Source organism: Clavibacter michiganensis subsp. insidiosus, from assembly GCF_002240565.1.
Lineage (GTDB): Bacteria > Actinomycetota > Actinomycetes > Actinomycetales > Microbacteriaceae > Clavibacter > Clavibacter insidiosus.
This window is the reverse complement of sequence record NZ_MZMO01000001.1, coordinates 3,197,185-3,224,183: the sequence shown is the minus strand read 5'-3', so window position 1 is coordinate 3,224,183 and position 26,999 is coordinate 3,197,185. Positions and strand designations below refer to the sequence as shown.

Below are 26,999 nucleotides of genomic sequence, written 5' to 3'. Positions count from 1 at the left end.
TCAGCGGCCGGTGGGGTTCCAGCCGTCCGTGCCCGCGAGGTAGCGCTGCGCCGTGAAGGTCGCCGCGTCGGCGTCCGTCAGCTGCGGGCGGGTGGCGGGATCCACGATCGCGGCGCCCGGGCCCGTGTTGCGGTGCTCGGAGAAGCGGCCCGCGGTCCACGGCGTGACCGCGTCCCAGTCCTTCCACGGACGGGCGGCGTTGATCCCCTCGCCGAGCTCCGTGCCCCGCACCACGACCTGCGCCTTGCCGGTCGTGGAGTACGGGCGGCCGAGCGCGATGGATCCGGCGGCGCCGTCCGTCACGATGCGGCTGTCCTGGATGAGGAACCCGTACGCCGAGCCCGCCGCGACGGACGAGTCGGTGAGCGAGGCGCCCGGCCGGTCGAGCACGTGGATCGTGCTGCGGTCGACCACCGTGACGGCGCGGCCGAGGATCAGGTCGGACCCGCCCTCGAGGTACGAGCCGGTCACGTAGACCCGGCTGTAGGTGGTGACGTTGGCGGTGGAGACGAGCAGGGTCTGCTTGTCGCCGAGCAGGCGCACGTGGTCGAGCACCTGCCTGTCGCCGGACTTCACCTGCACGGCCGTCGCCTGCGCGCCGACCGCGGTCGCGACGCTCTGCACGGTCACGTCGCGGAGGGTCCACTGCGGGGCCGAGACGGTGAGCGTCGCGACGGCGCCGCCGGGCGCGGTGAGCACGACGTCGCCCGGGTCGCCGGTCGCGCCGACCACGTTCACGCCGTAGCGGTTGCCGGAGACGACGCCGCCCGCGTACGTGCCGGGCTTGACGAGGATCGTCCGGTAGCCCTGCGTCGTGTAGTCGGCGTTGTTGGGCAGCGAGCCGGTGGCGGGGTCGGTGGAACCGAGCACCTGCGCGAGGCTCGTGGCGTCGCCCGAGCCGTCGGCCGCCACCACGATGTCCACCTTGATCGGCGTCGCCTTCGCCACCGCGGAGGCCGCGGAGGAGTTGGCGGAGCCGTCGGTCGCGACGACCGCGTAGGAGTACGCGGTGCCGATCGCGGCGGTCGTGTCGGTCCAGCGGGTCTCGCCCGGTCCGACGGTGCCGACGACGACGGACGCGCCGTCGCCCGTGGAGCGGAGCACGTCGTAGCGGGTCACGTCCGTGTCGGGCACGGCGGCCCAGCGGACGGTCACGGATCCGCGGCCGAGCTCCGTCGTGACGGCGGAGGGGATGGCCGGGGCCACGGCGTCGCCGGCGCGCGGGGTGCCGGTGGCGACCGCGGACGCCGCCGACACGAGGCGGGTGTCGTCGATCGCGGTCACCGTGTAGGCGTACGCGGTGTCGTTGACGAGGCCCGTGTCGGTGAAGGCGGGAGCCGCGAGCGGGGTGCCCGTGAGCTTCTCGCCGTCGCGGTACACGTCGTAGCCGGCGATGTCGGCGTCGGCGTTCGCGGTCCAGGAGAGGAGGACCTTGCCGTCGGCGCCGGTCGCGACCACGCCGACGGGGGCCGCGGGCGGCGCCGTGTCGACCGGTCGGGCGTCGGCCGTGGCGGGTGCCGAGGCGTTGCCGACCGCATCCACCGCGACGACCGCGTAGTGGTACGTCGTGCGGTTCGCGAGGCCCCGGTCGGTGAAGGACGGCTCGACGCCGACCGTCCCGACGAGGTTCGCGGGCGTGATCGCGACCGGGCTCGTGGTGGAGCGGTAGACGCGGTGGCCGGCGATGTCGGCGGCCGTCGACGCGGTCCAGGCGAGCGACGCCGAGGCGTCGCCGGCCGTGGCGACCAGGTCGGCGGGCGCGCCGGGGGCGGTCACGTCGGCCGGGGCCGCGGGATCCGCGACCGCCGGGTACCACGTGGGCGCCCCGAGCCACTGCGACACGGTCGCGCCGAGCGACTCCGCGGGGGAGAGCTGCGGCCGGTTGGCGTTCGTCGTCGCGCCCTCGCCCGTGGTGGCGTGCTCGGCGAAGCGGCCGAGGGTCCATGGCTCGCTCGACGGGCCGATGCCCCAGGGCTGGCTCGTCTTGACGCCGGATCCGAGCGCCGTGTCGCGCACGACGGCCTGGCCGACCGAGCGCGGGGTGAACGTGTCGGCCCAGGCGCGGTACGGCCGCCCCAGCTGCACGTTCGTCGCGCCGGTCGTGTCGACCCGGCTGCCGATGAGCAGGAAGCCCTTCGCGTTCTCGGCCGTGCTCGGGGTGAGGACGGTGCCGTTGGCGCGGACGGAGATCGTCGTGTCGTGGACCACGAGGGATCCGCGGCCGAGGAGCACGTCGTCGCCGCCGGCGATGGTGGATCCGGTGATCATCTGCCGCGCGGCGACCGTGTAGGTCGAGGTGTCGGCGAAGACCGCGCGGCCCGCTGCGCTCGAGATCGCGGTGCCCGCGAGGAGCACCCTGTCGCCGGTCATCGACACCGCGGGGGCGTTGCCGGTGGCCGTCGTGTTCGCGATCGACAGGTTCCGCACGGTGACGCTCGAGCCGGTGATGCCGAGCGTCGCGGTCGTGGTGCCGTTCGTGAGCACGGTGTCGGCCGCGGTCGCGCCCGATCCGACGATCACGACGTTCGACCGGGCGACCGTCGTGGTGCCGGCGTAGGTGCCGGGATCCACGCTCACGACCCACTCGCCGGTGCCGGGGGCCGCGTCCACGGCCTTCTGCAGCGTCGGGTAGTCGCCGCTGCCGTCCGCGTGCACGGTGGCGTCGACCTCGAGGGCCGGCGTCGCCGAGGCGCTCGCCGAGGCGGGCGACTCCTGACCGGCCGCGTCCACCGCGCGCACCGTGAAGGCGTACGCGGTGCCGTTGTCGAGGCCGGTGATCGTGGCGGAGGAGGTGGCCGTCGTGGCGACGAGCTGCCCGTCCCGGTACACGCGGTAGGCGCGCACGTCGGACTCGGTGCTCTCCGCCCAGTCGAGCGACGCCTGCGCCGCACCCGGTGCGGCGACGAGGCCGGCGGGCGCGACGGGAGCCGCGTCCGTGGCCGGTGCGCCGGTCGGGTCCCAGCCGTCCGTGCCGCCGAGGTAGGCGGCCGGCGTCTGGGTGAGGGCGTCGGATGCGCTCAGCTGCGGGCGCTTGTCGTTCACCGTCGCCGCGGGCCCGGTGTTCCGGTGCTCGGCGAGGCGTCCGTCGGTCCACACGTTGGGCGCGAAGTCGGTCCACGGCTGTGCGACGGCGATGCCGCCGTCCAGCCAGCTGTCCCGGATCACGGCCTGGCCGCGCGAGGTGTCGGCCTGCGTGCCGTCGCCCCAGCCGCGCCACGGACGTCCGAGCGCCATGGTGGGCGCATCGTTGTCCGCCGTGATCCGGCTGTCGACCACGAGGTACCCGCGGCTCTTCGACGCGGTGCTCGGGGCGAAGACGGTGCCGCCGTTGCGGGTGGTGGCATGGATCGTGACCCGGTCGAAGACCGCGGCGGCCCGTCCGAAGACGAAGTCGACGTTGCCCGCGATGTAGCTGTCCACGTAGTACTGGCGCGGGTAGCCCGTGCCGTCGGCGGTGATGTTGCCCGAGGCGTCCGCGTTCAGCGTGTCCTGCGCGCCGAGGAGGCGCACGTGGCGGTACGTCTGGCGGTCGCCGAGCGCGCGGAGCGCCACGGCCTGCGTGTTGTTCGGGCCGATCTCGGGGTGCGCGGCGCTCGAGAAGGAGTTCTCGATCGTGAGGTCGCGCACCTCGACGCCGGATCCGGACAGGGTCGCGGTCGCGCTGCCGGCGGTGCCGCACGTGGCGGCCACGACGGCCGGGCACGTGGTGGCGCCCTTGGCGGTGCCGTTCGCGTTGTCGTAGGTGATGACGACGTCGCGCGGGTCGCCGGTGGTGCCCGCGATGACGATGTTCGCCTTGCTCGACGACACCACCTCGCGGTAGGTGCCCGGCTCCACCAGGATCACCTTCTTCGCCGCCGCGGTGCCGGCGGGGATGGCCGCGAGGGCCGCCTGCAGGGTCGTGACGTCGCCGGATCCGTCGGCCGCGACCGTGATGTCGGCGACCAGCGGCGTCACCGCGGGCGTGCCGGTCACGACGGCGGACGGGGCCGAGGCGTTCCCGGCCCGGTCGACCGCGACCACGAGGTAGCGGTAGGCCGTGCCGTTCACGAGGCCGCGGTCGAGGTGCACGGGCTTCGCGACCTCGGCCACGAGGTGCGCGGCGTCGGCGACGAGGGCGTCGGATCCGGTCGCGCGGTACACGCGGTACCCCACGACGTCGCTCTCCGCGCCGGTCGACCAGGAGAGGCCGACCTGCTTCTCGGCGGACGTCGCGACGAGGCCGGCGACGGCCGCGGGGGCGGCGTCCTCGGCGAGCGGGGCGACGGGGTTCCAGCCGTCGGATCCGGCGAGGTACGCGGCCGAGGTGCTCGCGGCCGCCTGCGCGTCGGTCAGCTGCGCGCGGTCGGCGCCCGTGCTCGCGCCCGGGCCGCTGTTCGCGTACTCGGCGAAGCGCGCGGACTGCCACTTCGTCGTCACGCCGCTGTTGACCATGTCGGTCCACGCCTTCGTGCTGACGACCGGGCCGAGCCAGGTGTCGCGCACGACGACCTGCGCGTTCGCGTCCGGGTCGGCCATGGAGGTGCCGTCGGCCTGCTTCTTGCCCGGCTGCCAGGGGCGGCCGAGGTTCTGCGAGCCGTCGGGCGCGGATCCGATGATGCGGCTGCCCGTGATGAGGAAGCCGTACGGGGTGCTCCGGTCCGTGCTCGCCGCGGTGACCGCGCCGTTCGGGCTGGTGCCGTGGTCGAGCGCGTTCAGCGTGCTGCGGTCGATGACCACGGTGCCGCGGCCGAAGACGAAGTCGACGTCGCCCTCGATCCAGCTGTCGTGGAAGTACGAGCGCGCCGGGATCGTGGCGCTCGGGCTGTTGGCGTAGAGCGTGTCCTGGTTGCCGAGGAGGCGCACGCCGTCGTAGACGAGCCGGTCGCCCGTGGTGCGGAGCGCGACGGCCTGGCCGTTGGCGTAGGTGCCCTCGACGTAGGCGTTCTCGACCGTGAGATCGCGGAGCGCGACGTCGTTCCCCGTGATCACGAGGGTCGCGCTGCCCGAGGTGCCGTACGTGTCCGCGACACCGTCGGTGGTCGTGCCGGTGGGCGTGCCCGCGGCGCGGTTCCCGGTGATCACGACGTCCTGCGCGGTGCCGGTGGCGCCCACGAGGACCGTGTACGGCTTCGCGATGGTGGCGTACTCGGCGTAGCGGCCGGCGGCGAGCGCGATGACCGTGGGGTCGGTCGCGGTGCCGACGGGCGCGGCGGCGAGGGCGGCGGTGAGCGTCGGGAAGACGGTGGTGCCGTTCGCCTCGGCCCGCGGATCCACCGTGATGTCGACGACGATGGCCGCCGCCTGCACGGTCACCTCGACGGCGTCGCTCGGCGCGGAGGAGACGCCCGTGCGGGAGTCGGCCGTGATCGCGTAGCGGTAGGCCGCGCCGTTCACGACGGTGGTGTCGCTGTACGCGGGGGAGTCGGTGGAGGCGATCTCCGTGAAGGCGCCCGTGGCGTCCGCGCGGTAGACGGTCCAGCCGGTCACGCTCGCCGAGGTGTCGTCCGCCCAGGTGAGGTGCACGACGCTCGAGTCGGCGGCGGCCACCACGTTCGCGGGCACGGCCGGCACAGCGGCGGACGCGGCGACGATCGGGTTCCAGCCGTCCTTGCCCGCGAGGTACTTCTCCGGCGTCGCGTTGGCGGCGTCCTTGGCGGTCATCTGCGGGCGGTTCGCGTTCACGGTCGCGCCCGGGCCGATGTTCTGCGACTCGGCGAAGCGGGCGTCCTGCCAGGCGAAGGGGACCTTCACGCCGGAGGAGTTCGTGGACGACATGTCGTCCCACGGCGCCGCGGTGTCGATGGCGGAGGGGAGCCACGTGTCCTTGATGACGACCGAGCCGAGGGCCTTCGGGTCCGCGCTCGGGTGCCACGGGCGACCGAGGTTGACGGTGCCGTCGGCCGCGTCGCTCACGATCTTGCTGCCCGTGATGAGGAAGCCGTACTTGCTGCCCTCGTCGGTGCTGGCCGCCGTGAGGTAGCCGTTGACCGCCTTGCCGCGGTCGAGCGAGCGGAAGGTCACGCGGTCGAACACCGCGGTCGCGGCGCCGAACAGGTAGTCGACGTCGCCCTCGATGTAGCTGTCCACGTAGTACTGGCGGATGCGGGTCGTGGGCTTCGGGGTGTCGGCGAGCAGGGTGTCCTGGTTGCCGAGGAGGCGGACGGCGCGGGCGACGAACCGGTCGCCCTCGACGCGGAGCGCCACGGCCTGCGCGCTCGTGATCTCGGGGTGTGCCTTCTCGTCGAACGCGTTCTCGACGGTCAGGTTGTCGAGGGTCACGTCGGTGCCGGTCACGCGGATCACCGCGCTGCCCGCCGTGCCGAGGGTCTCCTCGGGCTCGTCGGGGTCGGTGGACCCGCTGGCCTGCGCCGCGGAGACGACGACCTGCGACGGGTCGGTGCCGAGGCCGTGCAGCATCACGTTGGAGCGGTCGAGGCGGAACGACTCGCGGTAGGTGCCCGGGTCGATGTCGATGCGGTGGTTCGCGAGCGCGGTCGTCGGGATCGACGCGACGGCCGCGGCGATGGTCGGGAACTGCTTGCCGGCGCCGACCGTGAGCACCGTGTACTCGACGGGGATCGCGACGGGCGGGGTGGTGGAGGTGCCGGAGACCGTGCTCGAGGCCTTGGAGACGTTGCCCACGAGGTCGCGCGCGGTCACGCGGTAGAAGACGGGGGCGCCCTGGGGCGCGCTCGTGTCGGTGAACCGGGGCGGCGATCCCGCGGCCGCGGTCGTGATGGTGGCGAGCTGCACGAAGGTGCCGTTGCTCGTGGTGCTGCGGGAGACGGTGTAGCCCGCGACGTCGGTGTCCTTCGGCGCGGTCCAGGCGAGGTCGAGGCCGGCCTTCGCGCTCGGCTTCACCGAGAGGGAGGAGGGCGCGGCCGGGGCCACGTTCGGGTTGTTGCCGGTGACGGCCACGTACGCGGAGACGTTGCCCGCGCGGTCGACCGCGCGGATGCGGTAGTAGGTCGTGGTGCCCTCGGTCGCGGCGGCGTCCGTGAAGGTCGTCGTCGCGTACGCGGGCGTGCCGGCGGCGGGGAGCAGCTGGCGGTAGACCTCGTCGGATCCGCGCGTGAACACGATGTAGCCGGCGAGGTCGGCCTCCGTGTTCGCCTTCCACGAGATCGTCATGCCGCCGCTGTTCGCGACCACGACGGCCTTCGGGCTGGACGGCGTCTTGGGGGCGGTCGTGTCGGCGGGGATCGCGACGGACGCGGTGGCCGGAGCCGAGGATCCGACCGCGTTGACCGCGGTCACCTGGTAGTACGCGGTCGCGCCGGCGGGCGGCACGTCCGTGTACGTCGTGGCCGTGAGGGAGGATCCGCTCACCCGCGTGAAGGGTCCGGTGGCGCTCGCGCCGCGCGCGACCACGTAGCCCGTGGCGCCGGTCGCGGCGCTCCAGGCCAGCGTGACGGCGCCGGTGGAGGAGGAGGCCTTGGCCGTGAGCGAGCCCGGCGCCGCGGGGGCCGTCGGCGCGCCCGCGGGGCGCTTCGCGGAGGCGGTGGACGCGGACGACGCGTTGCCCGTGAGGTCGACCGCGGTGATCCGGTAGGAGGAGGTGACCCCGCCCGGCGCCTGCGCGTCGGTGAAGGCGGAGGTCGCGATCGGCGAGGCGGTGAGCGTCGTGTACGTGCCGCTCGACGAGGTGGAGCGCGCGACGACGTAGCCCTTCAGGTCGACGTCGTCGGAGTCGGCCCAGTCGAGCGCGACGCCCGCGGCGGAGGCGGTGGCCGTCACGCTCGAGGGGGAGTCGGGCGCGCGGGTGTCCTTCGCCTGCACCTGCTTCACGCTCGACGGCTTCGACTCGTTGCCGGTCCTGTCGTAGGCGGTGACGGCGTAGTAGCCGGTGGAACCGCCCGCGATGGCCGCGTCCGTGGCCGTCAGCGACGTGGTGGTCGCGACGCGCGAGGCGGCGGTCGCCGTCACGGTCTTGGTCGCGCTCCGGTAGACGCGGTAGCCCGCGAGGTCGGACGCGGAGACCCTGCCCCACGAGACGACCGTGCCCACGCCGCCCGAGTACTCGGCGGAGAGGCTGCCGGGCGTCGAGGGCGCGCTGGTGTCGGCGGCGAGGGCCGGATCCGCGGGGAGCACGGTGCCGGCGATGACGGCACCGGCGACGAGCGCGGCGGCCACGCGCAGGCGCGCGCGCGACGACGCGGTCGCGGGGGCCGCGGCGTCGGGGGCCGCGGCGTCGGGGTTCGAGGAGGGACGGACGACGAGCGGGTGCTCGGAGGAGGAGCGCGACATGCGGGTGCGGTGCCTTCGGGTAGGCGCGTCGCCGGGACCGGGCAGTCACGCGGGTACGTGGGAGCACGGCTCGGATCGGGAGAGCGCGGGAGACGGCCGGCGATCGGGTAAAGGCGGGCCGAGGTCAATCATGCACAGCGGTGTGCGACATGCAAGACGAGCGGGTCGTTATCGAGAAGCTCGACCCGAACGGGGGGTGGCCCGGCTCGTTCCCGGATCCGCCTGCGATGATTCCGGGATCGCGATGAACCATCCGGCCGTCCATCTCGTCGTGGAGGGAGGAGGCACGGATGACCACGGAGAGCACGGCCCGCATGCGGGCGCTGCACGATGCGCACGCACCCGCGCTGCAGCGGTACGCGCTGCGGCTGACGGGGGATCCGGCGCTCGCCGAGGACGTCGTGCAGGAGGCGCTGCTGCGGGCCTGGCGCTCGCCCGCGATCCTCGCGGAGGACGACGAGTCGGCCCGCCGCTGGCTGTTCACGGTGGTGCGCAACCTCGTCATCGACGACCGGCGCAGCGCCTGGCGCGGCCGCGAGACGCCGACGGACGTGCTGCCCGAGGATCCCGTCGCCGACGCGTCCGACGCCATCATCGACCGCCTGCTCGTCGCCGAGGCGCTCGCGTCGCTCTCCGCCGAGCACCGTCGCGCGGTCGTCAGCTGCTACCACCTGGGCCGCACGGTCGTGGAGACGGCGGAACGCGAGGGCGTCCCGCCCGGCACGATCAAGTCCCGCCTCCACTACGCGCTCAAGGCGCTCCGGCTCGCCCTGCAGGAACGAGGAGTCACCCGATGAACGACCGCGCCGACGACATCCACGAGTGGGATGCCGCGTACGTGCTCGGCAGCCTGAGCGCCACCGACCGCGCGCTCTTCGAGGCCCACCTCGAGGGCTGCGACGCGTGCATGCGCTCCCTCGCCGAGCTCTCCGGCCTGCCCGGCGTGCTGCGGATGCTGCCCGTCGAGGAGGCGATCGCGCTCATGGACGAGCCCGAGGCCCCCGCCGTGCCGCAGCCCGCGCCCGAGCCGCGCGATCGACCGGCCCCCGCCGCCGCGCACCGCGTCCCGCGCCGTCGGCGCCGCACGCCGTCCGTGCCCGGTCGGCCGCGGCTGTCCCGTCGTGCGGGCGCGTGGATCCTCGCGGCGGCCGCCGTCGTGCTCCTCGTGGGCGGCGCCGGTCTCGGGTCCGCGCTCCGCGCCGGCGTGAGCGCGCCCGTCGCGGATCCGTCCCCGGCCGCCTCCTCGCCCGCCGCGGACGAGGACCTCTCCACGGGCCTCCCCGCCGACGCCGTCAGCATGCGCTCCGAGCTCGACGAGGGCGTCACCGCCCAGCTCGCCGTCACCGCCAAACCGTACGGGACCCGATTCGACTGGAGCTGCGCCTACGCGGGCGGTGGCATCGGCCAGGGCGCCTACGACCTCGTCGCGATCGCCGATGACGGCTCCCGCACGGTCGTCGCCACCTGGGGCGCGGGCCAGACCGAGTCGCGGCAGCTCGCGGCCACCTCGAGCATCTCCGTCGAGCGCCTCCGCACGGTGCAGATCACGCCCTCCGACTCCGACGTGGTGCTGGCGAGCCGGGACCTCTGAGGGTTCCTCTGATAGCAGTAGAGCTATCAGAGGCGGGTGTCCCGTGTCCATCGGTGACTTGGTCCATGCCGCACGGCGGAGCCGCGGATACACGCAGCGCCAGCTGAGCGGACGTTCCGGCGTCGCGCAGTCGACACTGTCGGACCTCGAGTCGGGGAAGCGGAGTCCCAGCGCCGAGACCGTCGATCGGCTCCTGCTCGCGACCGGTCATCAGCTCATCTCGATCCCGACCCGACGGCACACGGCGGCCAGCGCGACGGTCGAGATCGCCTCGCGACTCGCCGAAGGGGACCGCGAGCGCGCCGTCCGGCACTTCATCCAGCTCGCGGACGACCTGGCCGCGGTCCACCACGAGGTCCGGTTCGCGCTGACGATCGCGGAGCCGCCTCGGACCGGCGAGAAGCGTTGGGATGCGGCTGTCGCGGGCCTCGTCGAGCACCGGCTCGAGGAGGAGGGCCTCCCCCTCCCGTCCTGGGTCAGCTCGGACGATCGCCGGCTGCGGAGGAGCTGGATCTTCGGAGACGGCGTCTACGACCTGCCGGTGGACCCGGACCGCGCGCTCCCGGCATTCCGGCGCCATGGTGTGCTGCTCGATCCCGACACCCTCGCGAGCGTCTGATGCACGCATTCGTCCGGCGTGCGCTGATGGACGCCCTGTCCGAGCTGATCGCGGCACTGCGGCTACGGGGCGTCACGGGTCGCATGCAGATCTTCGGAGGTGCAGCACTCGCGCTGTGCCATTTCGACCGGGGGACCCCGGTGGACACGACGCCCGACTGCGATTCGATGCGGATGCGCGGGAGTCCGTCGCCCTCATCGCGGAGAGGCGCGGCTGGGGCTCGGAGTGGGTCAACGACGACGGCGCGTCCTTCCTCCCGGCGTACGGCCGCGACGTGGAGTGGACCGAGGTCTTCGATGCGGACGGCCTGGTCATCGAGATCGCGTCGGCCGAGGCTCTCCTCGCGATGGAGCTCCACGCCGGGCGGCCGGGTCGGGACGGCCGGGACATCTCCCGCCTCATGGTCCTCTGCGGGCTGTCTTCCGTCTGGAGGACATGCATGAGGCGTACTACCCGGGAGACGCCCTCTCGCCGCGGGCCGAGAGGCTCGTGCAGCGGATCGTCGAGGTCGGGCTCCCGGGGCGTCCGGAGACGCCGCCCCCACCGTTGATCGGATGACGGCGGTTCACCCGGATCACCCCTGGCGCACCGCCCGCGCCGCGCCGTAGCCTGGCGTCCCACACCCGAGGAAACGCAAGCAGGCGAGGATCCGATGAGCGACCCGGCAGCGCACGCCGACGTGCCTGAGACACCGGCGATGAGCGCCGCCGACCAGGCCGTCGTCGCCGCCCGCTGGAAGCGCAACGCGACCCTCTTCCTCAGCGGCCAGACCGTCTCGCTGTTCGGCTCGATGCTCGTCCAGTACGCGGTCATGTGGTGGGTCACGTTCGAGACCCGCTCGGGCCTCGCGGTCGCGCTCTACGCGGTCGCCGCGTTCCTGCCGCAGGGCATCGTCTCGATCTTCGGCGGCACCCTCGCCGACCGCATGAACCGCCGCGTGCTCGTCATCGCGTCCGACAGCACCATCGCGATCGTCACCCTCGCCCTCGCCCTGCTCATGATGAACGGCGTCACCGACCTCTGGATCATCCTGCTCGCGGTGGCCGTGCGCTCCGTCGGCGCCGGGTTCCAGACGCCCGCGGTGCAGGCGATGATCCCGCAGATCGTGCCGCCGGACCAGCTGCTGCGCGTGAACGGGATCTTCGGCACCATCCAGTCGGCGATGGCCCTGCTCGCGCCGGCCGCCGCGGGCGCGATCTTCGCCGCCTACGGCCTCGTGCCGCTCTTCTTCGTCGACGCGATCACGGCCGCGATCGGCATCGCGTTCCTGCTCTCGGTCGCGGTGCCGACCCTCGCGTCCATCGTCGACAAGACGTCGACCTACCGCGAGGACCTCGTCGAGGGGATCCGCTACATCGGCGGCAACCCCGTGGTCCGCTGGCTGCTCGTGGTCTTCGCGATCATCTTCCTGCTCACGGTCGCGCCGTCGTTCATCACGCCGCTGCTCGTCGCGCGCACCTACGGCACCGAGGTGTGGATGGTGACGGTGCTCGAGATCGCCTTCAGCGTCGGCATGCTCGGCGGCGGCGCGCTCGTGTCGACGCTGTTCGCGAAGTCCGACCGCATGACGCTGATCCTCGTCAGCTGCTTCGGCTTCGCGATCTTCACCGCCGGTCTCGGCCTCAGCCCCAACCTCTGGGTGTTCTACGGCTTCATGTTCGCGATCGGCCTGTTCGTGCCGCTGTTCTCGGCGCCGTTCATGACGCTCGTGCAGGAGACCGTCGCGCCCGAGATGCACGGCCGCGTCTTCAGCTACGTCGGCATCGTCATGGCGCTCGCGACCCCGATCGGCGCGGTCGCGTTCGGCCCGCTCGCCGACGTGTTCAGCGTGCAGGCGCTGCTGGTGGCGGCGGGGATCATCACGGTCGTCGTGATCGCGGTCGCGATCTCCCTGCCCTCGGGCCGCGCCGCGATCCGGTTGGCGCGCGCGAAGAAGGCGGAGGCGGATGCGGACGCGGGGGACGCCTCGGCTCACGAAGCCTCGACCACTACGGTGGAGCCTCCGCGTACGACCCCGGCTGCCTAGCAATTCCCTAGCGTTGACTCGCAGGTAGGCGGGCCGCCGTGCCGCGTCGCGCCATGGATTTCGTTCTGCGAGAGGCGAGCCGCATCCACGGGCCGAGGCCGATGAGGGGCGCAGCCATCACGACAATAGCTGCGCCCCCTGGCCATCGAGTGGGGAGAGTCGAGACCACCCCCATATCGTGTCGAGGTCAGTCAGGCATCCGCCCGTATGCGATCACTGCGTACCGGAGAGCGCAAGCGCATAGCTGACGGGCTCACGTGCGTCACCGGCGTCGCTCGTCAGAACGGTGCCTTCTGCGCCGAAGGTGGTGATTTGATCTTCTCCGCGGTCGTCGGCTCTGGTGTCTACGAACAGGTCGTGTCCTACGTTGCGCAGGCCATCGACGGACGCGACCTCTGCCTCGTGGGCGTCATCCGTGAGAACGAATTGATGAGTCTCAACGGCGCCATCTGCTTTCGGGATGCTGTTTCGGACGGAGATCGCGCGCTGAGAGAAGCTGCTGTTCGACGCCCGGGCGGATGTGACGTAGTCGTCCTCGGATTGGCCGGAGGTGAACAGGAAGGTGTCGGTCGCGTTCGACGCCTTCCAGAGCTGCACACCCTCATACTGACCGATGGGGACCAGGTCATCCTTCGAGAATCCGTACGTGGAGGCAACATGGGCTAAGGCAGAAGTCGGGACGGCAGGGCCTTCGACATGGTCCTCGATGGCTGTGGAATCGGTATCCGCATCACTGCGGATCCGACCGACATCCAAGGCCGTGGCCCTTGCGTCGAGGCTGGCAGTTTCGCCTGGCGACTTCCACCTGAAAGCACCCTTTCGATAGTTCCGGGTGTCGTAGATCGTGGCCTCATAGCTCCAAGCGTTCGTAGTGGCTGTACCGAGCCAGACCTGTATGTTGGCCAACCCGGTTATCGTCTGCTCGGTGAATCCGGCCGTGATCCCGGTGCGGCTCTGATAAACCTTCCCCTCTGTGTATGTTGTGTCAGGAGCCGCGCTTCCGTCGAAGAAAGTTGCGGTCGCTGCTTGCGCTGGCGTCGCGACGGTCATCGCCAATGCGGCAGCAGATATGGATGATGCTATCGCGATTCGATTTCTGTTCATCAGATGGCCTCTTTCGTCGGTGGCTCTTCTGGCTGTGAGCTTCGAGGTTCAACTCGCCGAAACCATCACATATCCGAAGCGTGTCCCAGTAACAAATCGAAACACGTCTCCGTGACCACATCTCCGCTGGGACTCAGGGGCAAGATGAAGGCCCGCGATGTGCAGACAATATCCTCATGGTAGGAAATGACGGGGTGTCGCGTGCGTTGTATCTACACGTGCGGAATTAGGCAGAGGAGTCAGGAGCGATGAGTTGATGGGATTCAATGGACGGCTCTCGGCCGCCCTAGCGGAAGCGCAGGCACGGCGTCAGCGAGCCGAGAGTGGCCGGGCTTCCGATGACAGCAGGGGTGATCGACCGGATGCCTTCGATGGGCACGCGACCCCGCTGCCGCCGTATGAGAAGGCTGCTCGTAGAAGGCGCTGGTGGCAGAGACGACCGTGAGCGGTCTCGAGCGATGAAGCCGCGATCCGCCTCAAGCCATGCCGAGGCGATGGCGGCGTTCGGGCTCCGCGACGGGCGCGGATCCGCCGATCCCGACGCCTAGCGTTCCCCGGCGCCCGTCGACCGCTCCCCGAGCTCCTCCGCGTACGCCGCCACCGCGCGCCCGTACTCGGGCAGCGTCGGCGCGAGCCGCCGCAGTGCCACGGCCAGCGCCTCCGTGGGACGGCCGGCGTCGTGCAGGGCGAGCGCGAGGAACGCGTCGCGACCGGGCGCATGCGCGTCATCGGGCATGGCCTCGAGCAGCGCGACCGCCTCGGCGGCCTCGCCCACGTTGCGCAGGGAGCTCGCCAGCTGGATCACCGCGAACGGCAGGTGCGCCGCGTCCAGCCCGCCGGCGATCGCCGCCTGGTACAGCGGCACGGCCTCCGCCTCGCGGCCCACGAGGTCGTGCGCGCTGGCCAGCTCGTAGAGCGCTCGCGGATCGTCAGCCGGCCGCTCGGCGACCAGGGCCCGCATCCCGGCGACGGTCTTGTCCGGGCGCTCGTCGTCGGCGGCCGCCCAGAAGGTGGCGACCCGGGCGTCCCAGTCGGCGTGGTCCATGCGCCCAGCCTGGCAGGGCGACCGCCGGTCACCTGCGCCGCGGCGGCGGGGGCGCCGTGGTGGCGCGGCGCACGAGGCGGGTGGGCAGCTGGATCCGCATGGCCTCCGGATCCTGCCCCGCCATCAGCGACATGAGGAGGTCCACCGCGGTGGTGCCGAGGCGCTGCATCGGCTGGCGGATCGTGGTGAGCGGCGGCGTCATCTGGGAGGCCTCGGGGATGTCGTCGAAGCCGATGACGGAGAGGTCCTCGGGCACGCGGATCCCGAGCTCGGCCGCCACCTGCAGGATCGCGATGCCCGAGAGGTCGTTGGCGGCGAAGATCGCGGTCGGCCGGTCCGGCATCGACAGCAGGGCGCGTGCCGGCTCCCTCGCGGGCGCCGTGAGGAACAGCCCCGCGCGCACGAGCGCCGGGTCGAACGCGATGCTGGCGTCGTGCAGGGCACGGCGGTAGCCGGCCTCGCGCAGGCTCGCGGAGCGGAGGTCGGGGCGGCCGGCCAGGAACCCGATCCGCCGGTGCCCGAGCTCGAGGAGGTGCCGGGTCGCCTGGAGCGCGCCGCCGAGGCTGTCCGACTCGACGCTCGGCAGGTCGGCGGGCCCGGTGTGCGGGTCGATGGAGACGACCGGGATCTCGGTCTGCGCGTGCACGACGGTGGGCGTCACCATGATCGCGCCGTCGATGAGGGTGCCGCTGAGGCGGCTGAGCGACCGGCGCTCCCAGCCCGTGCCGTCCACCTGCCGGGATCCGCTGTACGCCAGCAGGTCGTAGCGCGACTTCCGCAGGGCGGCGCCGACGCCCTTGAGGATCTCGGCGCTGAACGGCTCGAAGTCCGCCACCAGCACGCCGATCACGCCCGTGCGGTGGGAGCGCATGCTGCTCGCGACGAGGCTCGACTCGTAGCCGAGGCGCTCGACGACCTCCATCACGCGGCGCGACGTCTCGGCCGAGATGCCGTACCGCCCGTTCACCGCCTTGGACACGGTGGACACCGAGACGCCGGCGGCAGCGGCGACGTCGTGGATGGTGGCGCGGCGGGACATGGACCGCACCCTACGCCCGGGGAAAAGGATTTCGAAAACGTTTGACGAAGGTCGGAGCGCGACCGACACTGGCTCGACCGGCCCCCGTCACGACGAAGCGACGACGCGATGACCCGGCACGGGATCGGTTCGAGTCGCACCCACAGCACCAGGCCCGCGGCTCGTGCACGTCCACCCCCGACACCCGCCAGGGTGCGCTCAATGAAGAGACAGGTAGAACGACATGAAGGCATGGAAGATCCTCACGGGATCCGCGGCCCTGCTCGTGGGGGCCCTCGCCCTCGCCGGCTGCAGCGGCAGCGGTTCCGGCAACGGCGACGACGGCGGCCCCGTCGAGATGACGCTGTGGCACAACTCCACCACCGGCCCGGGCAAGGAGTTCTGGGACAAGACGACGGCCGACTTCAACGCCGCGAACCCGGGCGTCACGGTCACGCCCACGTCGGTCCAGAACGAGGACCTCGACGGCAAGCTCCAGACCGCGCTCAACTCGGGCGACGCGCCCGACATCTTCCTGCAGCGCGGTGGCGGCAAGCTCGCCGCCACGGTCGCGGCGGGACAGGTCATGGACATCACCGACGGCATCTCCGCCGACGTGAAGGGCGAGATCGCGCAGAGCGCCTTCGACGCGAACTCGATCGACGGCAAGGCCTACGCCATGCCCGTCGCCGTGCTCCCCAGCGGCATCTTCTACAGCCAGGACCTCTTCACGGCGGCCGGCATCACGGAGACGCCGAAGACGATGGACGAGCTGGACGCGGCCGTCGACGAGCTCAAGGCCACGGGCGTCGCCCCCATCGCGCTCGGCGCGAAGGACGCGTGGCCCGCCGCGCACTGGTACTTCAACTTCGCGCTCCGCGAGTGCAGCTCCGCCACGCTCGAGAAGGCCGCCACGGACAAGGACTTCAGCGACGACTGCTGGATCAAGGCAGGCCAGGACGTCGAGGACCTCGTGGGCACGAACCCCTTCAACGACGGCTTCCTCACCACCGCGGCGCAGCAGGGCGCCGGCTCCTCGGCGGGCCTCATCGCCAACAAGCAGGCGGCCATGGAGCTCATGGGCGCCTGGGACCCGGGAGTCATCGCGGGCCTCACCCCCGACCAGAAGCCGCTGGCCGACCTCTCCTGGTTCCCCTTCCCGGAGATCTCCGGCGGCAAGGGCGAGCCCGGCTCGATCATGGGCGGCATCGACGGGTACTCCTGCTCCGCGCAGGCCCCGAAGCAGTGCGTCGACTTCCTCAACTACATCGGCACCGCCGACGTGCAGAAGGCGTACTACGTGGCCTTCAACGCGCCGCCCGTGAACACGACCGCGCAGGAGGCGGTCACGGAGCCGTACCTGCAGGAGATCCTCACGGCGTACAACGACGCGCCCTACGTCTCCCAGTGGCTCGACACCGTCTACGGCCTGAACGTCGGCAACGCGATGAACGTCGGTGTGGTCGACCTCATGGCGGGCGACGGCAGCCCGGAGAAGCTCATCCAGACCGTCGGCGACGCGGCCAAGAAGGCCTAGGCGCACCGACATGGCCATCCGCGAGAGCTCGCTCGACGAGCAGCGCCCCGCGGCTGATCCTGCACACCCCGAGGGCGGCGTCGTGACGACGCCGCCCTCGATGGGTCGTGCGCGACGCCGCGGCCTCGGCTGGTCCGGGCGCCTCGAGGTCCTGATCCTCGTCGGCCCGGCCCTCCTCTTCTTCCTGGGCTTCGTCATCTACCCCGTGGTGATGGCGGCCTACTACGGCTTCTTCAGCTGGCAGGGCTTCGGCCCGCCCACGGTGTTCGTGGGATTCCGGAACTACATCACGATCCTCCAGGACCCCACGTTCCACGAGGCGCTGATGCACAACGCCGTGATCGTGATCCTGTCGCTCGTGCTCCAGGGCCCCGTCGCGATCCTCGTGGCGCTCCTGCTCAACCGGAAGCTGCGCGGCCAGTCGATCATCCGCGTGCTGATCTTCGTGCCGTACGTGATCTCCGAGGTCGTCGTCGGCACCGGCTGGAGCCTCATGCTCCAGGGCTCCGGCGCGCTCAACGGCTTCCTCGAGAACGTCGGCCTGGGGGACCTCCGCCAGGACTGGCTCGCGAACCCGGACATCGCGATCTGGTCGCTCATGACGATCATCACGTGGAAGTACATCGGCTTCGCGGTGATCCTCTTCCTCGCCGGCCTCCAGGGCATCCCCGAGGAGCTCAGCGAGGCCGCCGCCATCGACGGTGCCTCGTACTGGCAGATCCAGCGGCGCATCACGCTGCCGCTGCTCGCGCCGACGCTGCGCATCTGGGCGTTCCTGTCGATCATCGGCTCGCTGCAGCTGTTCGACCTCGTCTACATCATCTGGGGCCAGTACATCTCCGCCACCGCGGGCACCTCGACCATGGCCACGTACCTCGTGGCGAACGGACGCGGATCCGGCAACTACGGGTACGGCAACGCCGTCGCCGTGGTGCTGTTCCTCATCTCCCTGGTCGTCGCGCTCGTCTACCAGCGCTTCATCCTGAACCGCGACACCGCCGGCGCCCTCACGGGTGCGGGAAGGAAGAAGAAGTGAGCATCGTCACCGCGGCTCCGCGCAACGCGGACCTCGATCCCACCTACTCGGCGAAGACGCCGAAGCCCACGCGGGCGAAGGTGCCCGGCCAGGGCAACAACCCCATCCCGTACCTCGTCGCGGTCGTGCTCATCGCCCTGATGCTGACGCCGGTGGCGTACATCATCCTGGGCGGGTTCCGCACGAACGCGCAGATCACGACCGACCCGGCGGGCTTCCCATCGCCGTTCCAGGTGCAGAACTACCTCGGCGTGCTCGGCGGCTCGATGTTCTGGCGGCAGGTGGGCAACTCGCTCATCGCAGGCGTAGGCACCACGGTCGGCGCGGTCGTGCTCGGCCTCATGGCGAGCTACGTGCTGGCGCGCTACACGTTCTTCGGCCGGGGAGCGCTCTACGCGCTGTTCGCGTCGGGGCTCATGTTCCCCATCACGGTGGCGATCACGCCGCTCTACATCGTGATCCGCTCGCTCGGCCTTACGAACTCGCTGCCGGGGATCATCCTCCCGCAGATCGCGTTCGCGCTCCCGACGACGATCATCATCCTGGTGCCGTTCCTGCGGGCCATCCCGGACGAGATCCAGGAGGCCGCGTTCATCGACGGGTGCAGCCGCATCGGGTTCTTCTTCCGCATGGTCGTGCGGCTGTCGATGCCCGGCGTCATCACGGTGGGCATCCTCGCGTTCATCGGCAGCTGGAACAGCTACCTGCTGCCGCTGTTCCTCCTGAGCGACCCGTCGATCTACACGCTGCCGCTCGGCGTGCAGTCGTTCTCGTCGCAGTACTCGGTGGACACGGCCAAGGTGCTCGCGTTCACGTCGCTGTCGATGATCCCGGCGCTCATCTTCTTCTCGATCTTCGAGCGCCGCATCGTCGGCGGACTCACGGGCGCGGTGAAGGGGTGACCGGGGCGGAGACGACCCCGGCGCCCGGCGCCGTGGAGCTCCCCGAGGTGTCGGAGCGCGTGCGCGAGCTGCACGCGCGCATGACCCTCGAGGAGAAGCTCGCGCAGATCGTCGGCTACTGGGTCGACCAGGGCGGCGAGGTCGTCGCGCCCATGCAGGGCGAGATGGCCACGACCGGCAGGTACGAGGAGGCGACCGAGCACGGCCTCGGGCACCTGACGCGCGTGTACGGCACGCGCCCGGTGGATCCCGTCGAGCGTGCATCGTGGCTGTGGGCCGAGCAGAGGCGGCTCCGGACGGAGACGCGGCTCGGGATCCCGGCGCTCGTGCACGAGGAGTGCCTCACCGGGCTCGCCGCGTGGCAGGCCGCGACCTTCCCCACGCCGCTCGCGTGGGGCGCGTCCTTCGACCCGGGCCTCGTGGAGGAGATGGCCGCGCTCATCGGCGGGTCGATGCGGGAGCTCGGCGTGCACCAGGGCCTCGCGCCCGTGCTCGACGTGATCCGCGACGCCCGCTGGGGCCGCGTCGACGAGTGCATCGCCGAGGACCCGTACGTGGTCGGCACCATCGGCACGGCGTACGTCCGCGGGCTGCAGTCGGCCGGGATCCACGCCACGCTCAAGCACTTCGTCGGCTACTCGGTCTCGCAGTCCGGCCGCAACCACGCGCCCGCGCACGTGGGCCCGCGCTTCGTGGAGGACGTGCTGCTGCCGCCCTTCGAGATGGCGGTGCTCGACGGCGGCGTGCGCTCGGTCATGAACTCGTACGCGGAGATCGACGGCGCGCCCGTCGGCGCCACCCCGGAGTACCTCACCGACGTGCTCCGCGGGCGCTGGGGCTTCGACGGCGTCGTGGTCTCCGACTACTTCTCGGTCGCGTTCCTCCAGGTGATGCACGCCGTCGCGGGCGACCGCGGCGAGGCGGCCGAGCTCGCGCTCGCCGCCGGCATCGACGTGGAGCTGCCCACCGGCGACGCGTACCTCGCGCCGCTGGCGGAGCGGATCCGCGCCGGGCTCGCCGACGAGTCGCTCGTCGACCGCGCGGTGCTCCGCGTGCTCGACGAGAAGGAGGAGCTCGGCCTGCTCGACGCGACCTTCGACGCGCCGCCCACCGAGATCGATCTCGACACCCCGGCCCACCGGGACGTCGCGCGCCGGCTCGCGGAGGAGTCCGTGGTGCTGCTCACGAGCGACGGCACGCTGCCGCTCGCGGGCGGCGACCGCACGGCGCCCGGGCGGATCGCGCTGATCGGCCCCAACGCCGACAGCGCCGAGGCGCTCATGGGCTGCTACTCGTTCGCGAACCACGTGCTCGCGCACCACCCCGGCACGCCGCTCGGGTTCGCGATCCCGACGGTCGCCGAGGCGCTCCGCACCGAGCTGCCCGACAGCGATCTCGTGGTCGTCGCGGGCGCCGAGGTCGAGGGCGACGACCGCTCCGGCTTCGACGCCGCGGTCGAGGCGGCGCGCGGATCCGACCTCGCGGTCGTGGTCGTCGGCGACCGGGCGGGCCTGTTCGGCCGCGGCACGGTCGGCGAGGGCAACGACGTCGAGAGCCTCGAGCTGCCGGGCGTGCAGCGCGAGCTGGTCGAGGCCGTGCGCGCCACCGGGACCCCCGTGGTCGTGGTGCTGCTCACCGGCCGGCCGTACGCGGTGGCGTGGGCGCTGGAGGGCGAGACCGCTCCCGCGGCCGTGCTGCAGGCGTTCTTCCCGGGCGAGGAGGGCGGATCCGCGATCGCGGGCGTCCTCTCCGGCCGGGTGTCGCCGTCGGGTCGCCTGCCGGTGTCGCTGCCGCGGTCCGCGGGCGCGCAGCCGTTCTCGTACCTGCACCCGATCCTCGGGGGCCCGTCGGAGGTGACGAGCGCGGATCCCACGCCCGTCCTCCCGTTCGGGCACGGCCTGTCGTACACGACCTTCTCGCGCAGCGACCTGTCCGTGGAGTCGGCCGAGGTCGCGGTGGGGGAGGCGTTCACCGCCACCGTCGTGGTGCGCAACGCGGGCGACCGCGACGGCACCGACGTCGTGCAGCTCTACGCGCGCGACGTGCAGGGCAGCGTCACGCGGCCCGTCGCGCAGCTGCTCGGCTACCTGCGGCTGGACCTGGCCGCCGGCGAGTCCGCGCGCGTCACGTTCCGGGTGCCCACCACCCGCCTCGCCCTCACCGACCTGCGGTACCGCCGCGTCGTCGAGCCGGGCGCGGTCGAGCTGTGGGTCGGGCCGTCGAGCGCGGTGAAGGAGACGGAGGCGGCGATCGCGGTCACCGGATCCGTGCACCACGTGACCGTCGCCGACGAGCGCTACGTGGGCACGTCGGTCGAGCGCGTCGAGCCCGCCGAGCGGGTGCTGGCGCCGAGCTGATCCCCATGGAGCCCCGGCCGCCGCGTCCTCGAGACGCGGCGGCCGGGGCTCCGTCGACTTGATCGTCTTCTTCGCGGAGCGCGTGATAGTGAGCTGGAAGGTGTGCGGCCGCTCGGCATCTTCCGTCTCTCACTGGCGCGGATGCCGTTTTCGACAGCGCACCTGGACTGGGGGTAGGTTTCGGCCAGCGTGTCTCGAATAGTGAATTAACCTCGAGATCATGGATGCAGATATGACCATGTCGACACGCTCGGTCAGGGGCGCTTCCGATAGCCAGAAGAGCGGGGGAGTCAGCAAGCTCGGTGAGATCGTGTTCTACGTCCTGGCTGCTCTTCTGTTCGGGACAGCCTTGGTGTCGTTTGCGCTGGATGTCGAGTCGAATCTGTGGAATTCGACTGGCTTGATCAGCTTCAGTGTTACGAGTCTCGGCGTTGCTCTCGCGCTGTCGATCTTCCGTCGCCAGGGAGATGACGCGCGACGGCAAGCAGCCGACACGGTGAAGATGCTTGACGGCATCAACGCGAGTTCGCAGTCCGCTGCGACGCATGCGGCGTCCACCTACGACATCGTCAAGGAGATGGGCAACGTCAAGGACATCGCCGATGTTCCCTCGAGTCCGGAGACCGAGGACGTGGGGGACGGGGCCGACGTGGACGATGTGGAGGATGAAACCGCGGTCGATATCGTCCGAGTGGAGGGCGACGGTGAATATCGAAAGCCGGCTGCTGTGCCCTTGGCGGTGCTGGCTGACCTGGTCGCCTCGTGGGAGGCTCCGAGGAATGCGCGCGATCGGTGGACCGTCGGCAACCTGGTCGGTTCCTATCGAAAGATGAATGCTGGTGGAAAGCTGACCAGCGCGCCGTGGATCGTCACGTTCAGGAGATCCGGGGGCGAGCGAGTCAACTACCGGATCGCCTACGCCGGCACGAGAGGACGGGGCCCGGCCATCACGGAGGTCCCAACCGTTTGAGCCACGACCGCCGAGGGCGACTCGCCTTGGTTGGAAAGCAGTGGCGAGTCCTGTCGGCGCGGCCCTCAGCGATCAGGCCCCCGCCGCCTCTACGGGCGCCGTCGTCAGCGTCTGCAGGCCCGTGACCCGCAGCAGATCCAGCCGGGCCTCGTCGGTGCTGCCCGGCACGACCGTGTAGACGACGATGCGCAGGTCGGCGCCCGGCACCGAGAGGGTGTCGCAGTCGACCGTGATGGGGCCGACCGGCGTGCGCACCACGGTCTTCCGGCTCGACCGGTGCTCGGCCACGCGGGCCTCGGACCAGCGCATCGCGAACTCGGGCGACTCGGCGCGGAGGCGGGCCACGAGCTGGGCGAGCGCGCGATCGTCCGGGTAGCGGCCGACGGCGGCGCGGAGATCCGCCGTGAGGTCGCGCGCGAACTCCTCCTCGTGCCGGTCGTCGAACTCGGTGCCGTCGTGGCCCTGCGTGAAGTACGACCAGACGAGGTTGCGGTCCCAGCCGGTGCGGGCGGACGGATCCCCGTTCAGCGCCGCCCACAGCGGGTTCCAGAGCAGCCAGTCGTGGGTGGCCGTGAAGACCGCCATGGGCACGTCGCCCAGCCGGTCGATGATGCGGTGCACGCCCGGCGGGATGTGCCGCGGCACCTCGCCGCGACCGGGCGGGGCGATGCCCGCGACCCGGTGCAGGTGGTCGCGCTCGTCCTCGGTGAGGCGGAGCGCTCGGGCGAGGGCACCGAGCATCTGCGGCGACGGGTTCACCGACCGGCCCTGCTCGAGCCGCACGACGTAGTCGACGCTCACGCCCGCGAGCGCGGCGAGCTCCTCGCGGCGGAGGCCCGCGGTGCGGCGGTGGGATCCCGCGGGTAGCCCCACGTCGGCCGGCTGCACCCGCTCGCGCCAGGAGCGGAGCACGCTCGCGAATTCGGTCATGCGCCCATCCTCCGCGCTGGCGGGCGGATCAGCCTGGTACCGCCGGTCCTCCCGTCGCCCGGTGCCTGGGCGATGTCGCGGGCGGGGCGCAGGCTCGATGCATGACCACCACACTGATCACCGGATCCAACCGCAGCCTCGGCATCGAGACCGCCCGCCGCCTCATCGAGGCCGGCCACACCGTCTACGTCGGCATGCGCGACACCGCCGACGGCGACGCCGCCCGCGCCCTCGGCGCCCGCCCCGTGCAGCTCGACGTCGACGACCAGGCGAGCGTCGACCGCGCGATGTCCGAGCTGCCTGGGCTCGACGTGCTGGTCAACAACGCCGGCATCCTCGGCACCTCGTTCGGCGTCGACGACCTCACGCCGGAGGCGATGGCCGCCGTGCTGCAGACCAACGTCGTCGGCATCGTCCGCGTGACGCAGGCCGCGCTGCCGCTGCTGCGCGCCTCCGCCGCGCCCGTCATCGTGAACGTCTCCTCGGGCGTCGGCTGGCCGCGCGCCCTCCGCGGCGACGGCACCGACGAGAGCGGCGTGCTCGCGATCCCGTACGCGGCCTCGAAGGCCGCCGTGATCACCGCGACCGTGCAGTACGCGAAGAACCTGCCGGGCTTCCGCATCAACGCCACCGACCCCGGCTACACGGCGACCGACTTCAACGGCAACAGCGGCCACCAGACGGTGACCGAGGGCACCGACGCGACCGTCGCGATGGCGCTCGTCGGGCCGGACGGGCCGACGGGCGAGTTCCACAGCCGGCACGGGCGCATCGAGTACTGAGGCCGGGCGCGCGCTGGCAGGGTGGGGGCATGCCCGGCCCCCGCCTCCGTCCCGGGACCGCGTCCGACGCCGCCGCCCTGCGCGACGCGTTCCTCACGACGCCGGACCTCGTGACGCAGCTCGGCGGCGCCGACCTCGCGACGGTCGCGGCCGCCGAGGCGCACATCGCCGGCCCCCTCGCCTCCGACGACGCCCATCGCGTCTGGGCGATCGTCGACGGGGGAGTCGCGGTCGGCAGCGTCGGCGTCTCCGCGATCGACCGCCGGCACGACACCGCGTGGCTGCACTACTGGCTGGCGGGATCCGGTCGGGGACGCGGACTCGCGACCCGGGCGCTCGCGGGCGCGGCGGCATGGGCCTTCGCCGACGGCCTGTTCCGCCTCGAGCTCGGGCACCGCGTGGCCAACCCGGCGTCGTGCCGGGTCGCGACGCGCGCGGGCTTCGCGGCCGAGGGGATCGAGCGCGCCAAGCTCCGCTACGGCGACGAGCGCTTCGACGTGGAGACGCACGCGCGGCTCGCGACGGATCCGCCTCCCGCCGTCGTGCCGCTCCCCGGTAGCGTCGGAGCGTGACCTGGCCCGCGCTGCACATCACCCGATCCGTCGACGCCGACATGGCGTCCGTCGTCGCCGTGGCGGGGGACCCCGCGCGGCTGCCCGAGTGGGCGGCGGGCGTCAGCGCGGGGATCCGGCTCGAGGGCGGGCGCTGGCTGTCGGACTCGCCGATGGGTTCGATCGAGATCGCGTTCACGGGCCCGCGCGAGCTCGGGATCCTCGACCACGACGTGACGCTCCCCGACGGCACCGTGGTCCGCAACCCGCTGCGCGTGCTCCCCAACGACGACGGCAGCGAGGTCGTCTTCACGCTCTTCCGCCGGCCCGGCATGACCGACATCGCGCTCGCGGAGGACGCGGCGCTCGTCGCGGAGGACCTCGACCGCCTCGCGGCGCTGGTGGCGCGCGGCTGATCCGCCCGCCGACTCGGGCGTCGCCACCGGCCGCTACCGTCGACGCATGACGTCCGTCCGCCTCGCCGCCCCCGAGGACCGCACGGCCCGGCTCGACCTCCACCTCCCCTCTCCGGACGACGCGACCGAGGTGCACGCGATCCGCTCCGACCCCGCCGTCTGGACCCACTACCCGTCGTTGCGCGTGACCGATCCCGCGCAGACCGACCGCTTCCTCCGCGCGCGGGTCGAGGGCTGGGAGCGCGACGGCCTCGGCACGTGGATCGTGCGCGAGCGGGACGCCGACGCGGTCGTCGGGTTCGGCGGATGCGGCATCGCGCACGACGCCTTCTGGAACCTCGGCTACCGCTTCTCGCCGACCGTGCACGGCCGCGGGTACGCGACCGAGCTGGCGTCACGGGCGATCGCGCGGGCACGGATCCTGCGCCCCGAGCTGCCGGTGGTCGCGTACCTCGTCGCGCACAACCGCGCCTCGGCGGCCGTGGCGGAGAAGGCCGGGCTGACGCTGGTGCACCGCGGGCCAGATCCGGGCAACCCCGACCCCGACGTGATGCGCCTGGTCTACGCCGATCGCGAGCTCAGCGACGCGGATCGGGACGCGACCATGCGCTGATCCCGGCCGTCGGGACCGGCGCACGACGCGCCCGCCACGCCCCGACCTCCGCCACGGTGATCCGCGTCGCCGCCAGCAGCACGAGCACGACCGCCGTCAGCACGACGAGCGGCGGCAGGGCGAAGCCGACTCCGATGACCCAGTGGTCCATGCCGCGCGCGGGCCACCCCATGTCCTCCCACCGGTCCGCGAGGAGCAGCAGCACCCCGAGGGCGACGAGCTCGGCCGCCAGCGCCCCGATCGTGATGCGCGTCGCGAGCCTCATGTCGTCCTCTGCCGTGTGCCGAGCCGCCACCCTCGCATGGTTCCCCCGGCCGGGGGAAGGGGCGTGCCCCCGCGGGATCCCGCGCCACACTGGATCCATGAGCACCGCCGCCGACGCCCTCGCCCGCCTCGTCGAGGGCATCGACCGGGAGCGGCTCGGCGCGTACGGCATCGTCGTGCGGGTCGGGGACGACGAGGCTGAGCACCGCTGGCGCAGCGACGACCGCGAGAACCTGTACTCGGTGTCCAAGGGCGTGTGCGCGCTCGCCGTCGGCATCGCGGTGGACGAGGGGATCCTCCGGCTCGGCACCCGCGTGCCCGAGCTGCTGCCCGGCATCGACCTCGGCCCGGGCGTCGACGAGGTCACCATCGAGCACCTCCTCACCATGACGAGCGGCATCGACTTCGCCTGGTTCGGCGACGAGCCCGTCCCCGGATCCGACCTCGCGCAGGCGATGCTCGGCCTCCCCACGAGCGGCCCCGGCCGCGTCTTCCGGTACAGCGACGCGAGCCCCTACGTCGCCATGCGGATGCTGGCCGCCGCGGTCGGCGACGTGCGCGACTGGCTCCTCCCGCGCCTCTTCGCGCCGCTCGGCATCGAGAATCCGCAGTGGCACCGCTGCCCGCTCGGGTTCATCGTGGGCGGGAGCGGCCTGGAGCTGCGCACGGGCGAGCTGGCGCGCATCGGCCGCCTGCTGCGCGACCGCGGCGCGGGGGAGGGCCGGCAGCTCGTGAGCGCGGAGTGGGTCGACCGGATGCACGGATCCTGGGTCGCCACCGGCGCCGATCCCGCCGCCCCCTTCGCCCGCTACGGCCTCGCGACCTGGGACGGGCCCGGCGACGTCTGGCGACTCGACGGCCGCTACGGCCAGTACGTGCTGGTCGACGGATCCCGTGACGCGGTCGTCACCATCACCGCCCACGAGGAGGAGCGCGACCACCGGCTCGCCGAGCTGGCCGCGGCGGCCGTCGCGGACACGGCGCCCGTCGTCGGCTGACCTTCCGCGTC

At 72.2% G+C, this 26,999-nt stretch carries 20 protein-coding genes; 14 read left to right on the top strand and 6 right to left on the bottom strand.

Features of this window, described 5'->3' with window-relative positions; all coding sequences use genetic code 11:
• Positions 1–8,229 (bottom strand): pectinesterase family protein, encoded by an 8,229-nt coding sequence (locus tag B5P21_RS15490; RefSeq protein WP_094171366.1) that lies wholly within the window; start codon positions 8,227–8,229, stop codon positions 1–3.
• A gap of 290 nt (positions 8,230–8,519) precedes the next feature.
• On the opposite strand from B5P21_RS15490, the gene B5P21_RS15485 reads away from it, so the two are divergent.
• The 4 genes from B5P21_RS15485 (at position 8,520) to B5P21_RS15465 (ending at position 12,465) form a co-directional block, all read left to right on the top strand.
• The gene (locus tag B5P21_RS15485) at positions 8,520–9,026 is read left to right on the top strand and encodes a sigma-70 family RNA polymerase sigma factor (RefSeq protein ID WP_011931510.1); all 507 of its coding nucleotides are present in this window, start codon (positions 8,520–8,522) and stop codon (positions 9,024–9,026) included.
• Positions 9,023–9,820 carry an anti-sigma factor family protein gene (locus B5P21_RS15480; RefSeq protein ID WP_094171365.1) on the top strand — a complete coding sequence of 266 codons (798 nt, stop codon included), beginning with the start codon at positions 9,023–9,025 and terminating at the stop codon, positions 9,818–9,820. Before B5P21_RS15485 ends, B5P21_RS15480 begins: the two co-directional genes overlap by 4 nt.
• A gap of 43 nt (positions 9,821–9,863) precedes the next feature.
• A complete protein-coding gene (locus B5P21_RS15475; RefSeq protein WP_045526315.1) occupies positions 9,864–10,439 on the top strand; it encodes a helix-turn-helix domain-containing protein in 576 nt (191 codons plus the stop codon).
• Positions 10,440–11,091: 652 nt separating this feature from the next.
• Entirely contained in the window at positions 11,092–12,465 is a 1,374-nt protein-coding gene (locus tag B5P21_RS15465; RefSeq protein WP_052663156.1) for an MFS transporter, read from the top strand.
• A 213-nt stretch (positions 12,466–12,678) separates the two neighbouring features.
• Here B5P21_RS15465 and B5P21_RS15460 read toward each other — a convergent pair whose 3' ends face one another.
• From B5P21_RS15460 to B5P21_RS15450, 3 genes are all read right to left on the bottom strand, one after another.
• Entirely contained in the window at positions 12,679–13,569 is an 891-nt protein-coding gene (locus B5P21_RS15460) for a hypothetical protein (protein WP_133064205.1), read from the bottom strand.
• A 544-nt stretch (positions 13,570–14,113) separates the two neighbouring features.
• On the bottom strand, positions 14,114–14,614 hold the full coding sequence (locus B5P21_RS15455) for a tetratricopeptide repeat protein (protein ID WP_094171364.1): 501 nt from the start codon (positions 14,612–14,614) through the stop codon (positions 14,114–14,116).
• Between the two features lie 28 nt (positions 14,615–14,642).
• Positions 14,643–15,653 (bottom strand): LacI family DNA-binding transcriptional regulator, encoded by a 1,011-nt coding sequence (locus B5P21_RS15450; protein WP_045526321.1) that lies wholly within the window; start codon positions 15,651–15,653, stop codon positions 14,643–14,645.
• Positions 15,654–15,876: 223 nt separating this feature from the next.
• Between B5P21_RS15450 and B5P21_RS15445 the strand changes: the two genes are divergently transcribed.
• The 5 genes from B5P21_RS15445 to B5P21_RS15425 all read left to right on the top strand — a co-directional run bounded on the left by B5P21_RS15445 (position 15,877) and on the right by B5P21_RS15425 (position 22,434).
• On the top strand, positions 15,877–17,169 hold the full coding sequence (locus B5P21_RS15445; protein ID WP_045526323.1) for an extracellular solute-binding protein: 1,293 nt from the start codon (positions 15,877–15,879) through the stop codon (positions 17,167–17,169).
• A gap of 10 nt (positions 17,170–17,179) precedes the next feature.
• Entirely contained in the window at positions 17,180–18,205 is a 1,026-nt protein-coding gene (locus B5P21_RS15440) for a carbohydrate ABC transporter permease (RefSeq protein WP_045526326.1), read from the top strand.
• Positions 18,202–19,107: a carbohydrate ABC transporter permease gene (locus B5P21_RS15435; RefSeq protein WP_094171363.1), complete on the top strand. Its 906-nt coding sequence runs from the start codon at positions 18,202–18,204 to the stop codon at positions 19,105–19,107. The genes B5P21_RS15440 and B5P21_RS15435 overlap by 4 nt, the downstream gene beginning before the upstream one ends.
• The gene (locus B5P21_RS15430) at positions 19,104–21,464 is read left to right on the top strand and encodes a beta-xylosidase/alpha-l-arabinosidase (protein ID WP_080939248.1); all 2,361 of its coding nucleotides are present in this window, start codon (positions 19,104–19,106) and stop codon (positions 21,462–21,464) included. The genes B5P21_RS15435 and B5P21_RS15430 overlap by 4 nt, the downstream gene beginning before the upstream one ends.
• A 220-nt stretch (positions 21,465–21,684) precedes the next feature.
• The gene (locus B5P21_RS15425; protein ID WP_133064204.1) at positions 21,685–22,434 is read left to right on the top strand and encodes a hypothetical protein; all 750 of its coding nucleotides are present in this window, start codon (positions 21,685–21,687) and stop codon (positions 22,432–22,434) included.
• A gap of 72 nt (positions 22,435–22,506) precedes the next feature.
• Here B5P21_RS15425 and B5P21_RS15420 read toward each other — a convergent pair whose 3' ends face one another.
• Complete coding sequence (locus B5P21_RS15420) at positions 22,507–23,364, bottom strand: helix-turn-helix transcriptional regulator (RefSeq protein WP_094171362.1); 858 nt, start codon at positions 23,362–23,364, stop codon at positions 22,507–22,509.
• Between the two features lie 101 nt (positions 23,365–23,465).
• On the opposite strand from B5P21_RS15420, the gene B5P21_RS15415 reads away from it, so the two are divergent.
• Genes B5P21_RS15415 through B5P21_RS15400 form a run of 4 tightly spaced genes read left to right on the top strand, consistent with a single transcriptional unit; the run spans position 23,466 to position 25,726 of the window.
• The gene (locus tag B5P21_RS15415) at positions 23,466–24,146 is read left to right on the top strand and encodes an SDR family NAD(P)-dependent oxidoreductase (protein WP_094171361.1); all 681 of its coding nucleotides are present in this window, start codon (positions 23,466–23,468) and stop codon (positions 24,144–24,146) included.
• Between the two features lie 29 nt (positions 24,147–24,175).
• Positions 24,176–24,718, top strand: coding sequence for a GNAT family N-acetyltransferase (locus B5P21_RS15410; RefSeq protein ID WP_045526331.1), 543 nt, complete (start codon positions 24,176–24,178; stop codon positions 24,716–24,718).
• A complete protein-coding gene (locus B5P21_RS15405; protein ID WP_045526333.1) occupies positions 24,715–25,113 on the top strand; it encodes a polyketide cyclase in 399 nt (132 codons plus the stop codon). The genes B5P21_RS15410 and B5P21_RS15405 overlap by 4 nt, the downstream gene beginning before the upstream one ends.
• Before the next feature lie 46 nt (positions 25,114–25,159).
• A complete protein-coding gene (locus B5P21_RS15400) occupies positions 25,160–25,726 on the top strand; it encodes a GNAT family N-acetyltransferase (RefSeq protein WP_094171360.1) in 567 nt (188 codons plus the stop codon).
• Here B5P21_RS15400 and B5P21_RS15395 read toward each other — a convergent pair.
• Complete coding sequence (locus tag B5P21_RS15395; protein WP_094171359.1) at positions 25,692–25,991, bottom strand: hypothetical protein; 300 nt, start codon at positions 25,989–25,991, stop codon at positions 25,692–25,694. The genes B5P21_RS15400 and B5P21_RS15395 overlap by 35 nt on opposite strands.
• Before the next feature lie 97 nt (positions 25,992–26,088).
• On the opposite strand from B5P21_RS15395, the gene B5P21_RS15390 reads away from it, so the two are divergent.
• Positions 26,089–26,988: a serine hydrolase domain-containing protein gene (locus B5P21_RS15390; protein ID WP_045526338.1), complete on the top strand. Its 900-nt coding sequence runs from the start codon at positions 26,089–26,091 to the stop codon at positions 26,986–26,988.
• The last annotated feature ends 11 nt before the right edge of the window (positions 26,989–26,999 follow it).

Excerpts from the sequence above, each read along its gene's own strand:
- B5P21_RS15490 (WP_094171366.1), bottom strand. The coding sequence starts at position 8,229 with ATGTCGCGCTCCTCCTCCGAGCACCCGCTCGTCGTCCGTCCCTCCTCG.
- B5P21_RS15485 (WP_011931510.1), top strand. The coding sequence starts at position 8,520 with ATGACCACGGAGAGCACGGCCCGCATGCGGGCGCTGCACGATGCGCAC.
- B5P21_RS15480 (WP_094171365.1), top strand. The coding sequence starts at position 9,023 with ATGAACGACCGCGCCGACGACATCCACGAGTGGGATGCCGCGTACGTG.
- B5P21_RS15465 (WP_052663156.1), top strand. The coding sequence starts at position 11,092 with ATGAGCGACCCGGCAGCGCACGCCGACGTGCCTGAGACACCGGCGATG.
- B5P21_RS15460 (WP_133064205.1), bottom strand. The coding sequence starts at position 13,569 with ATGAACAGAAATCGAATCGCGATAGCATCATCCATATCTGCTGCCGCA.
- B5P21_RS15455 (WP_094171364.1), bottom strand. The coding sequence starts at position 14,614 with ATGGACCACGCCGACTGGGACGCCCGGGTCGCCACCTTCTGGGCGGCC.
- B5P21_RS15450 (WP_045526321.1), bottom strand. The coding sequence starts at position 15,653 with ATGTCCCGCCGCGCCACCATCCACGACGTCGCCGCTGCCGCCGGCGTC.
- B5P21_RS15445 (WP_045526323.1), top strand. The coding sequence starts at position 15,877 with ATGAAGGCATGGAAGATCCTCACGGGATCCGCGGCCCTGCTCGTGGGG.
- B5P21_RS15440 (WP_045526326.1), top strand. The coding sequence starts at position 17,180 with ATGGCCATCCGCGAGAGCTCGCTCGACGAGCAGCGCCCCGCGGCTGAT.
- B5P21_RS15425 (WP_133064204.1), top strand. The coding sequence starts at position 21,685 with ATGGATGCAGATATGACCATGTCGACACGCTCGGTCAGGGGCGCTTCC.
- B5P21_RS15420 (WP_094171362.1), bottom strand. The coding sequence starts at position 23,364 with ATGACCGAATTCGCGAGCGTGCTCCGCTCCTGGCGCGAGCGGGTGCAG.
- B5P21_RS15415 (WP_094171361.1), top strand. The coding sequence starts at position 23,466 with ATGACCACCACACTGATCACCGGATCCAACCGCAGCCTCGGCATCGAG.
- B5P21_RS15410 (WP_045526331.1), top strand. The coding sequence starts at position 24,176 with ATGCCCGGCCCCCGCCTCCGTCCCGGGACCGCGTCCGACGCCGCCGCC.
- B5P21_RS15400 (WP_094171360.1), top strand. The coding sequence starts at position 25,160 with ATGACGTCCGTCCGCCTCGCCGCCCCCGAGGACCGCACGGCCCGGCTC.
- B5P21_RS15395 (WP_094171359.1), bottom strand. The coding sequence starts at position 25,991 with ATGAGGCTCGCGACGCGCATCACGATCGGGGCGCTGGCGGCCGAGCTC.
- B5P21_RS15390 (WP_045526338.1), top strand. The coding sequence starts at position 26,089 with ATGAGCACCGCCGCCGACGCCCTCGCCCGCCTCGTCGAGGGCATCGAC.